Annotated in this window: 12 protein-coding genes; 6 read left to right on the top strand and 6 right to left on the bottom strand. The window is 48.0% G+C overall.

The window, feature by feature from the left end; all coding sequences use genetic code 11:
* A partial coding sequence (locus tag WBV75_RS09990) for an alanine:cation symporter family protein (protein WP_424120475.1) occupies positions 1 to 655 on the top strand: 655 nt, incomplete at its 5' end.
* Complete coding sequence (gene era / locus WBV75_RS09995) at positions 642 to 1,529, top strand: GTPase Era (protein WP_424120476.1); 888 nt, start codon at positions 642 to 644, stop codon at positions 1,527 to 1,529. The genes WBV75_RS09990 and era, both read left to right, overlap by 14 nt.
* Here era and WBV75_RS10000 read toward each other — a convergent pair whose 3' ends face one another.
* Entirely contained in the window at positions 1,530 to 2,036 is a 507-nt protein-coding gene (locus WBV75_RS10000) for a GTP-binding protein (protein ID WP_424120477.1), read from the bottom strand.
* A 141-nt stretch (positions 2,037 to 2,177) separates the two neighbouring features.
* Between WBV75_RS10000 and WBV75_RS10005 the strand changes: the two genes are divergently transcribed.
* Entirely contained in the window at positions 2,178 to 2,312 is a 135-nt protein-coding gene (locus WBV75_RS10005) for a hypothetical protein (protein WP_424120478.1), read from the top strand.
* Positions 2,313 to 2,477: 165 nt separating this feature from the next.
* Positions 2,478 to 3,779 carry a ribosome biogenesis GTPase Der gene (der, locus tag WBV75_RS10010; RefSeq protein WP_424120479.1) on the top strand — a complete coding sequence of 434 codons (1,302 nt, stop codon included), beginning with the start codon at positions 2,478 to 2,480 and terminating at the stop codon, positions 3,777 to 3,779.
* Positions 3,780 to 3,945: 166 nt separating this feature from the next.
* Here der and WBV75_RS10015 read toward each other — a convergent pair whose 3' ends face one another.
* From WBV75_RS10015 to WBV75_RS10035, 5 genes are read right to left on the bottom strand one after another with little or no spacing between them, the layout of a single operon-like run.
* A complete protein-coding gene (locus WBV75_RS10015; RefSeq protein ID WP_424120480.1) occupies positions 3,946 to 4,752 on the bottom strand; it encodes a TPM domain-containing protein in 807 nt (268 codons plus the stop codon).
* Entirely contained in the window at positions 4,733 to 5,170 is a 438-nt protein-coding gene (locus WBV75_RS10020; RefSeq protein ID WP_424120481.1) for a TPM domain-containing protein, read from the bottom strand. Before WBV75_RS10020 ends, WBV75_RS10015 begins: the two co-directional genes overlap by 20 nt.
* Positions 5,171 to 5,179: 9 nt before the next feature.
* Positions 5,180 to 5,782, bottom strand: a complete 603-nt coding sequence (locus tag WBV75_RS10025; RefSeq protein WP_424120482.1) for a LemA family protein — start codon at positions 5,780 to 5,782, stop codon at positions 5,180 to 5,182.
* A gap of 36 nt (positions 5,783 to 5,818) precedes the next feature.
* On the bottom strand, positions 5,819 to 6,148 hold the full coding sequence (locus WBV75_RS10030) for a MerR family transcriptional regulator (protein WP_424120483.1): 330 nt from the start codon (positions 6,146 to 6,148) through the stop codon (positions 5,819 to 5,821).
* Entirely contained in the window at positions 6,148 to 7,125 is a 978-nt protein-coding gene (locus tag WBV75_RS10035; RefSeq protein WP_424120484.1) for a M23 family metallopeptidase, read from the bottom strand. Before WBV75_RS10035 ends, WBV75_RS10030 begins: the two co-directional genes overlap by 1 nt.
* 101 nt (positions 7,126 to 7,226) lie before the next feature.
* Here WBV75_RS10035 and alaS point away from each other — a divergent pair, with 101 nt between their 5' ends.
* Both alaS and WBV75_RS10045 read left to right on the top strand, forming a co-directional pair.
* Positions 7,227 to 9,842 (top strand): alanine--tRNA ligase, encoded by a 2,616-nt coding sequence (gene alaS / locus WBV75_RS10040; RefSeq protein ID WP_424120485.1) that lies wholly within the window; start codon positions 7,227 to 7,229, stop codon positions 9,840 to 9,842.
* A gap of 18 nt (positions 9,843 to 9,860) precedes the next feature.
* A partial coding sequence (locus WBV75_RS10045; RefSeq protein ID WP_424120486.1) for a GSCFA domain-containing protein occupies positions 9,861 to 10,063 on the top strand: 203 nt, incomplete at its 3' end.

The following is a 10,063-nucleotide window of genomic DNA, read 5'->3' on the forward strand; positions in this document are numbered from 1 at the left end:
CAATAATGCCAGTGAGATTTTCCCCGCCCTGAAGCTCATCGTTACCGAGGCCTTTAATTTCAAAACGGCATTTACCGGGGGATTCTGGGGGCTGGTTATCCTCGGCGTGCGTCGGGCCGTATTTTCCAACGAGGCCGGATTGGGCAGTGCCCCGATGTACCACGGGCAGTCCAAAACAAAAGAGCCCGTCCAGGAAGGCCTGGTTTCCATGTTAGGCCCTTTTATCGATACGATTGTGGTCTGTACGCTAACTGCCATTGTCATCCTATTGAGCGGGGCTTATTTGGAGGCCGAGAGCAATGGGATCCTGATGACCCTTATCGCCTTTAAGAAATCGCTGTTTGGTTACGGGGATGTGCTGCTTATGGTGGTGGTCAGTGCCTTTGCCCTCTCTACGCTTTTTACCTATTCTTATTACGGGGTTAAATGCCTGACTTTCCTTACCAATCCGAGAATTGGGAAATATTTTAACTACTACTACGTGGCGACCATTACCTTTGCCGCGGTAGCTTCCGTCGATCTGGTGGTCAACCTGATCGATCTGGCTTATGCCCTGATGTGTATTCCTAACATGCTCGCCGTTTTATACCTCGCACCGAGGGTAAACCGGGAGATGAAACGTTATTTTGCCCAACTGAAAGATGAGCGTGCATAAATCCGGTTTTGTAAATATCATAGGCAACCCCAATGTGGGTAAGTCCACACTGATGAACGCATTGGTTGGGGAGCGCCTTTCCATAATTACTTCCAAAGCCCAGACAACCCGGCATCGGATCCTCGGTATCGTGAGTGGAGAGGACTTTCAGATGGTCATTTCCGATACCCCGGGGATCATCAAGCCTGCCTATGCCCTTCAGGAATCCATGATGGATTTTGTGAAGACCGCCCTGGACGACGCCGATATCCTGCTTTATATGGTGGAAATCGGGGAGAAGGGTTTGAAGGACGAGCGGTTTCTGGAGAAGATCCGCAAAATTAAGAGCCCGGTCCTGCTTTTGATCAATAAGATTGACACCACCGACCAGGAGCAATTGGAGCTTCAGGTAGCCTATTGGAAGGATCTGCTACCCGAGGCTGAAATCTTTCCCATCTCCGCTCTGGAGAGTTTTAATATTCAACCTGTTTTCGATCGTATCCTCGAATTGCTGCCCGAGGGCCCTGCTTTTTTCGATAAAGACCAGCTCACGGATAAACCGGAACGTTTTTTTGTCAGTGAGGTCATCCGGGAAAAAATCCTGAAGCACTACAAAAAAGAGATCCCATATTCAGTGGAAATTGAGGTGGAGCGTTTTGAAGAAGAAGCCGATATCATCCGGATTGGAGCAGTGATTATGGTGGAGCGGGATTCACAAAAGGGAATCATCATAGGACATAAGGGAAGCGCCCTGAAACGGGTGGGTACTGAGTCGCGCAAAGACCTGGAGGTCTTTTTCGATAAAAAAGTATTTATAGAGCTCTTTGTAAAGGTCAATAAAAACTGGCGCAGCGATGCCCGGCAGCTGAGGCGGTTCGGATATAATTCCAAATAGTTACGCTTTGAGTGCCCCCTGGTAAAACCGATAAAGTTCTCGCATCTGTGGCTTTCCCTTGGCCCGACCAGCCCTCCCAAAGGCGTAAAAAGCGAACCAAATGACGAGCATGGCGACCATGCCACCGACGAGTACTCCATAAGGTCTTCCCAAAGAGGCACTACTGTAGGCCCAGATTCCGAGTATGATAAAGAGGGTCGCTACCCCGAAGTGCAGGAACATAAAAAAAGTCCACAATGTGGGATTCGGCCCATAGAGTCCGTATACCTTACAACCCCCGTGTTCTTCATCCAGAATTTCCAACTGCAGTTGGGGAGACCAGAAATGCCGCTCAGCATCGTTAAAACTAATAAACAGGTGGTCGTCCATTCGTTTGACGCGAATGGGCTTTTTTTCAGCTTTCTCGATACGCTCCAACACCTCTGAGGCGCCTTCGTCCAGGTGATCCTGAAACCGGGGCCGCAGTACAATTTCATTTGGAAGCTCTATAATCGAGGGTTTCTCCATTGGTTTAATTTGGTTCTGCAACTATCCCCATTTTTGAACTCTTAGGATAGAAATCGCTGGACCGAAATCAGAGATCGATATATTTTTCTATATTTGAATTATCGATAAACAGTATTAAAACATCGATGAAATGCACAATTAATGAAAAATGTTCTCATTTTTGGTGCCTCAGGCCATGGCAGCGTAGTGCTGGATATCCTTGAAAAAAGCGAGGAATTTCAGCCTGTGGGCTTTCTCGATTCCTTTATAAAGAAAGGTACTAAAAAAAACGGATAGCGGGTTGTGGGAAGTGAGTTCGTTTTACTTCATATAATTGAGAAGCACAACATTTACGGAGGTATTGTTGCTGTGGGAGACAATCGGGTTTGCTACCGCTTCTCAATTTAAGTTGCACGTTTATTATCTACAGGTAAACACTACCTTTGTGGCCAAAACCAGAATATGTCGGGAATCGTAGCCATAGTGGGAAGACCCAATGTTGGGAAATCCACCCTCTTTAATCGTATGATTCAAAGGAGGGAAGCGATTGTGGATTCGGTCTCAGGTGTTACACGTGACCGGCACTACGGCAAAAGTGACTGGAACGGTAAGGAGTTTTCCCTTATCGATACCGGGGGCTATGTAGTGGGTAGTGAAGATGTTTTTGAAAAGGAAATAGACCGGCAAGTGGAACTGGCCATTGCCGAGGCAGATGCTATTTTCTTTATGGTGGATGCCGAAACCGGAATTACGGGAATGGACCAGGATGTAGCACGCTTGCTGCGCCGGGTAGAAAAGCCTGTTTTTTTGGTGGTCAATAAGGTGGATAATGTTAAAAGGCAGGAAGATGCAGTTGAATTCTACAATCTCGGTCTCGGGGAAATATACCCCATTTCCAGTATTAACGGTAGCGGTACCGGAGAATTGCTGGATGCCCTGGTTGAGGTGCTGCCCGATGCGGCACTCCCGGAGGACGACCTGCCTCGTTTTGCTGTCGTGGGCCGCCCCAATGCGGGGAAATCGTCATTTATCAACGCCCTTTTGGGTGAAGAAAGGTATATCGTCACCGATGTGGCCGGGACCACCCGCGATAGTATCGACACAACCTACAACCGGTTTGGTTTTGATTTTAAGTTGGTCGACACCGCGGGGATTCGAAGAAAAGCCAAGGTAAAGGAGGACCTGGAATTTTATTCGGTTATGCGCTCGGTCCGTACCATAGAGCATTCAGATGTTTGTTTATTGCTTCTGGATGGTACCCGGGGCTTCGACGGGCAGGTCCAGAATATCTTTTGGCTGGCGCATCGCAATAACAAGGGAATTGTTATCCTGGTCAATAAATGGGACCTCGTAGAGAAAGATACAAACTCGGTTAAAGAATACACCAAACGTATTAAGGAGGTCATCTCGCCTTTCACGGATGTACCTATTCTTTTTATTTCCGTAAAAAATAAACAACGCGTGCTCAAAGCGTTGGAAACGGCGGTGGAAGTTTATCAGAGTCGTTCCCGCCGCATACCCACCAGTAAGCTGAACGACATCATGCTCCCTATTATTGAAAGAAGGCCACCGCCGGCGACCAAGGGTAAATACGTTAAGATTAAATTCTGCACTCAGTTGCCAACGCCGTATCCCCAATTTGCATTTTTCTGCAACCTCCCCCAGTATGTGAAAGACCCATATAAACGCTTTCTGGAAAATCAACTGCGGGAGCATTTTGATTTTTCCGGGGTTCCGATGAGTATTTTTATGCGCAAGAAATAATGCCTTGGGTTATTGGAGTCGCCAATTGGCGGGAAAAGGGTTCAAGGTTTAAAGTTCAAAGTTCAAAAGGGAGTTCTCAGCTGGTAGGAACAGGAAAAGTATGCAGTAGCAGTTGCAGTAGGCAGACGCCCTGTGGAATTATGGATTAAATTCAGGAAAGCTTTTTTTACCATCCACCGGAAGCCCCGCCTCCGCCAAAGCCGCCACCACCGAATCCTCCACCGAAGCCACCGCCTCCACCAAAGCCACCGCCTCCACCGAAGCCACCTCTGGATCCGCCGGAGCGCCCCATATTACTGAGGATAATCATATCCCAGATATCGAGTCCGCTTCCTCTCCGGCCGCGATTGCCTCCTCCTTTCCCCCCTTTATTTCGGGAGGCCAGGACCAGGATGATGATGATAAATATGATAAAGGGAAGTAGGGAGCCTAAAGGAAAGCCCTGTACTGAGTTCACCTCCGGGGGAGCCGTGAATTGCCCCGTGAGCACTTCAAAAATAGCATCCGACCCCTTATCCAGGCCCCCGTAGTAGTCGCCATTTCGGAACTCCGGAATGATCACAGATTCGATGATACGCCGTGAGAGGGCATCCGTGAGGAACTCTTCTACACCGTAGCCTGTATTGATGGCGATCCTGCGGTCATCCCGCGCCAGTAAAATCAATATACCATTGTCCTCTTTGTCCTGCCCGATTCCCCAGGCCTCGCCCCATTGGGCACCCAGGTATTGAATGTTTTCACCATCCGTAGAGCCGATTATGGCCATCACAATCTGGGTAGAGGTACTGTCTGAATAGCGAATCAGTTTTTGTTCCAGGCTGGACTTCTCCACCCCGTCAAGCAGTCCAATGTAATCGTAAACACTGGTCTGCTCAGCTACCGGAGGTTTAGGGGGGATCTCATACTGACCCGCGGCCGGAAGGGCCAGCAGGCATGTAAAGAACAGTATGGCCTTAGCCTTTAGAGATTTCATTGGTCAATTCATTTGAGTCTTCTGAATTCCAGGGAAAATGCGCGTGTAGCTCTTTGCCTGCACTCAGAACGCCTGCTATAATACCCTCTTTGAAGGCTTTTTTTGCAAAGTGCTTCTGAATCTGGTCCCGGGTGGTATCCCAGAAATTATCGGGAACAACTTCACAGATACCTTTATCCCCACAAACGGCAAACTGGTGGTCGTGGACAGCGATATAGATCAAAACGCCATTGGAATTCCGTGTATTATCCATTCTAAGCTCGTGGAACAGTACTTTAGCCCGATCCATAGCGTTCATTCCGAGGCCATTTTCAATGTGTACCCGTATTTCACCGGAAGTATCTCGCTCTGCTTCCCGGATTGCAACAATGATTTCCTCTTCTTCTTCTCTCGAGAGGAAACGCTCTACTTCACTCATAGGGAAGTTCTAATTGTTGAATTCGAAGTTTACATCCGGAGCGTTTTCAGAACCGGGATCTGACTGGTATCGGGACATTTCTTCAAAACCAAACCACCCGGCCAGCAGTTTGTTCGGGAATTTGGTCGTGTGAATATCGTAGGTGTTTACGGCCTCATTAAAGCGATCTCTCGTTACATTGATCCGGTTCTCGGTGGATTCCAATTGAGACTGCAATTCCAGGAAGTTCTGATTGGCTTTGAGGTCCGGATACCGTTCCACAGTGACCAAGAGGCGCGAAAGGGCTGAGGAAAGTCCCCCCTGTGCCTCTTGAAATGCAGCCAGGTTCTCGGCTGTCAGGTTTTCAGGATTTATTGTCGTTGAACTCGCTTTAGCACGTGCTTCTATAACATCGGTAAGGGTCCCCCTTTCGAAGTCCGCGGCACCCTGAACGGTTTTAACCAGATTTCCGATCAGGTCATTACGCCTTTGGTAGGCACTCTCCACGTTGGACCAGGCGGTTTTCGCATTGGCTTCATATTCTACGGCCGTGTTGTTGAAGCCTACAGCCCATTGATAGATTCCGAAACCTATCACAAGGATAATAATCAAAGGAATTAACCATTTTTTCATAATGTACAGTATTAAAAAGTTAAGTAGTAAATCGGGTTATAATTGTTCTTTTATTTTAATCAATTCAGCTTTGACCCACTCCATCTTACGAATGATTTCATAGGTCTCCAAACTCTTTTGGCGATTCTCTTTGAGGTGTAATTTTGCCCCCTCCAGTGTAAAACCGCGCTCTTTTACCAAATGATATATCAATTCCAGATTCTGAATGTCAGAAGGTGTAAATTTTCGGTTTCCCTTGGCGTTTTTCTTAGGCTGTAAAACGTCAAACTCCTTCTCCCAGAATCGGATCAGGGAGGTATTCACATCAAAAGCCCTGGCGACTTCGCCAATTCCATAATACCTTTTTTCCGGAAGGTCTACTTGCATTAATCCAGTGATTGATTTTCCTGATTGGCGTATTTGAGCATATTCTCAAACTCCTCGGCACTCAAACTGCCGTAATAGAAATTAATCGGGTTGATGCGATCTCCATCTTTCCAGACCTCGTAATGCAGGTGCGGTGCTTCAGAACGCCCCGTACTTCCAACGAACCCGATGAGGTCTCCCCGCTTCACCTGCTCGCCCACCTTTACATTATACCGGCTCAGGTGCGCATAAATGGTCATATATCCATAACCGTGTTCCAGGCGAATATGCTTCCCGTATCCGGAGGCCCTGTTATCTGCCCGTTTGATTTTGCCATCCCCACTGGCGTAGATAGGTGTACCCCGGGGTGCCGTAAAATCCATCCCCCAGTGCATTTTCCGCGCCTTGGTGAAAGGGTCCGAACGCCATCCAAATCCAGACGCCATCCGGGTCAATTCTTCATTATTTACCGGCTGAATGGCTGGAATGGAAGCGAGTAATTTTTCTTTTTCTGCCGCCAGTTTGGTGATCTCATCCAGGGATTTTGACTGAATCACCATTTGTTTTTGAATGATCTCCATCCTTCGGGTGGCCCCGATGATCATGTCGGAATTGTTGAATCCTTCAAGGGATTTATAGCGGTTAATCCCACCAAAACCTGCCCTTCGTTGTTCTTCGGGAATCGGGTTCGCTTCAAAATAAATACGGTAAATGTTGTTGTCCCGCTCCTCTATATTGGCCAGGACTTCATCCATCTGTTCCATTTTACGACTAAGGATTTCAAACTGTAACTCATAATTCTTGAGTTCCCGCTGGAGCGAAAGCTCTTTTGGAGTATTCAAAACATTTACATTAAGCAGCAATAAAAGCCCGATTAGGCCTGAGAGGATGGACCCTGCCCCAAAAAGAAGGATATTGCGGATCTTCTTCGACTTTTTAGGTTCGATTTTCCGGTAAGACAAAGTATCCGGGTCGTAATAATACTTAACCTTAGTCATAAAGGTAAATTATCCTATTTTTGTGCGATTACAGCAGATTCAGACAAATATAGAAATTGTTTGGCACAAAATCTTAACTTTAAAGAAAGCCCTTATTGTTTATGACTTCCAGCGAAATACGTCATAAGTTTTTAACCTTTTTCAAGGACAAAAATCACCGGATTGTCCCCTCTGCACCTATGGTCATGAAGGATGATCCCACCCTTTTGTTCACCAATGCCGGGATGAACCAGTTTAAGGAGTTTTTTCTCGGTATCAGCACACCCGAATTCAGGAGGGTGGCCGATACGCAGAAGTGCCTCAGGGTGAGTGGAAAACACAATGACCTGGAGGAGGTGGGTAAGGATACCTACCATCACACTATGTTCGAGATGCTGGGGAACTGGAGTTTTGGTGATTATTTCAAGCAGGAAACCATCACCTGGGCCTGGGAATTTCTCACTGGGGTTTGTGGTATTGATCCGGGGCAACTGTATGCTACAGTATTTGAAGGGAGCTCGGATGCGGATGCTCTGGAGCGGGATCAGGAGGCTTATGATATCTGGAAATCCCTGTTGCCCGAGGAGCGTATCCTTATGGGATCAAAAAAGGATAATTTTTGGGAAATGGGGGCCCAGGGACCCTGTGGCCCTTGTTCCGAAATCCATATCGATATCCGGCCGGAAGCCGAACGCCTGAAGGTGCCCGGGGCAGATCTGGTGAACATGGATCATCCGCAGGTTGTGGAAATCTGGAATCTTGTATTCATGCAGTTCAACCGGAAGGCCGGAGGGACATTGGAACCCCTGCCTGAGCGGCATATAGACACAGGAATGGGCTTTGAGCGCCTGTGTATGGTATTGCAGGATGTGAAATCTACCTATGATACAGATTTGTTTACTCCACTGACCAGTGCCATCGAATTAATTTCCAAATATCTTTATGGGCAGTCCACGGAATCCGATGTAGCCATCCGTGTGATTGCAGATCATATCCGGGCGGTTTCTTTTGCCATTGCAGACGGCCAGCTCCCGGGGAATACGGGGGCAGGTTATGTTATCCGCAGAATTCTCAGGCGTGCCATTCGTTACGGGTTTACCTTTTTAAAAATAAAGGAACCTTTTATGCATTATCTCGTAAAGGTCTTGGTTCGGACCATGGGGGATGCCTATCCGGAACTCGCGGAACAACGGCAACTTATCGAGAATGTTATACGTGAAGAAGAGCTTTCATTTCTCAAGACCCTGGAACAGGGACTTTCGCGTCTTGAACAAATCTTGGCAGGCACTAAGGGCAAAACAGTAGATGGGGAAAAGGCTTTTGAACTTTATGATACCTTCGGGTTTCCCATCGACCTTACTTCTTTAATCCTCAGTGAAAGGGGGTATTCCCTTGATGAAGCCGGATTCAACAAGGCCATGCAGGCTCAGAAAACCCGTTCGAAAGCGGCCTCGGAGGTTTCGCGAGAGGATTGGGTGGTCCTGGATAGTGGAGAGACTACGGAGTTTCTGGGATACGACGAGCTGCAAGCGGATATTCGGATTCGGAAGTACAGGCGGGTGGATACTAAGAAAGATGGCGTTTTATACCAACTCGTCTTTGATCGCACCCCTTTCTATCCCGAAGGCGGCGGCCAGGTCGGGGATAAGGGTTATCTGAAAACGGATGATGGGGAGGTGTTTTATATCGAAGACACCCGCAAGGAGAATAATGAGATACTCCATTTTACTAAAACCCTGCCCAGGGCCCTCGAGGACACTTATAGAGCCGTTGTTGATGAAGAACAGCGCATGCGTACGGCCCGAAACCATTCGGCAACCCACTTGCTCCACCAGGGATTGAGACTCGTACTCGGGGACCACGTAGAACAAAAAGGATCTGCCGTTCACTCGAAATATCTTCGGTTTGATTTTTCCCATTTTGGTAAAATGACCGAGGAAGAACTTTGGCAGGTCGAACAATTTGTCAATGGACGGATTCGTGAACGGATCCCGCTTGAAGAACAGCGGGAAATACCTCTTGATCAAGCCATGGAAGAAGGGGCAATTGCCCTTTTTGGAGAGAAATATGGAAATACAGTACGGACGGTTCGTTTTGGAAAATCTATTGAACTCTGCGGGGGTACACATGTTCAGAACACAGCTGAAATATGGCATTTTAAGATTGTTTCAGAAGGGGCCATTGCAGCTGGAATTCGCAGGATAGAGGCCATTACTTCGGATGCGGTGCAGGCCTATTACGACAAGAACGATGAAACCCTGGAGCAGATTAAAGGCCTCCTGAAAAATTCAGCAGACCCTGTTTCGGCTGTTTCCAGTTTGCAGGATGAGAATACCAGCCTGAAAAAGGAGATCGAGGGCCTGGTACGGGAAAAGTCCCGCTTTATCAGGGAAGAACTCAGGGAAAAGGTCAGGGAGGTCAACGGGGTCAAATTCCTCACCGGGCAGGTAGATCTGGACCCCGCTGACATGAAGGACCTTGCGTTTCAACTGGGGTCCGAATTCGACAACTTCTTTCTGCTCCTGGGGTCTGGCCGTGGAGGGAAGGCAGTCCTGAGTTGTTATATTTCCAAAGATCTGGCCAAAGAGCGCGACCTGGATGCGGGCAGGATTGTCAGGGAGCTCGGAAAACACATACAGGGCGGCGGAGGGGGACAACCCTTCTTCGCTACGGCCGGGGGAAAAAATCCCTCGGGTATCCCCAAGGCACTTGAAGCTGTAGGGGAGTACCTTAAATAAAATTTCAGGGGGAATCATATGAAATGGCGGACAGAGGTTGAAATTGTACAAGGATCAGATCCCATCGGCTATCAGGACGAGGTTCTCGTATTGGGATCCTGTTTTGCGGATCATCTCGGGGAGAAACTGGCCCATTACCAGTTCAGACACCTCGCGAACCCCTTCGGGATACTCTTCCACCCGATACCCCTGGGCCACCTTGTAAAAAGGGCGGTTGAAGG

Origin of the sequence: Robiginitalea sp., from assembly GCF_049588695.1 — a bacterium.
GTDB lineage: Bacteria > Bacteroidota > Bacteroidia > Flavobacteriales > Flavobacteriaceae > Robiginitalea.

Excerpts from the sequence above, each read along its gene's own strand:
- era (WP_424120476.1), top strand. The coding sequence starts at position 642 with ATGAGCGTGCATAAATCCGGTTTTGTAAATATCATAGGCAACCCCAAT.
- WBV75_RS10000 (WP_424120477.1), bottom strand. The coding sequence starts at position 2,036 with ATGGAGAAACCCTCGATTATAGAGCTTCCAAATGAAATTGTACTGCGG.
- WBV75_RS10005 (WP_424120478.1), top strand. The coding sequence starts at position 2,178 with ATGAAAAATGTTCTCATTTTTGGTGCCTCAGGCCATGGCAGCGTAGTG.
- der (WP_424120479.1), top strand. The coding sequence starts at position 2,478 with ATGTCGGGAATCGTAGCCATAGTGGGAAGACCCAATGTTGGGAAATCC.
- WBV75_RS10015 (WP_424120480.1), bottom strand. The coding sequence starts at position 4,752 with ATGAAATCTCTAAAGGCTAAGGCCATACTGTTCTTTACATGCCTGCTG.
- WBV75_RS10020 (WP_424120481.1), bottom strand. The coding sequence starts at position 5,170 with ATGAGTGAAGTAGAGCGTTTCCTCTCGAGAGAAGAAGAAGAGGAAATC.
- WBV75_RS10025 (WP_424120482.1), bottom strand. The coding sequence starts at position 5,782 with ATGAAAAAATGGTTAATTCCTTTGATTATTATCCTTGTGATAGGTTTC.
- WBV75_RS10030 (WP_424120483.1), bottom strand. The coding sequence starts at position 6,148 with ATGCAAGTAGACCTTCCGGAAAAAAGGTATTATGGAATTGGCGAAGTC.
- WBV75_RS10035 (WP_424120484.1), bottom strand. The coding sequence starts at position 7,125 with ATGACTAAGGTTAAGTATTATTACGACCCGGATACTTTGTCTTACCGG.
- alaS (WP_424120485.1), top strand. The coding sequence starts at position 7,227 with ATGACTTCCAGCGAAATACGTCATAAGTTTTTAACCTTTTTCAAGGAC.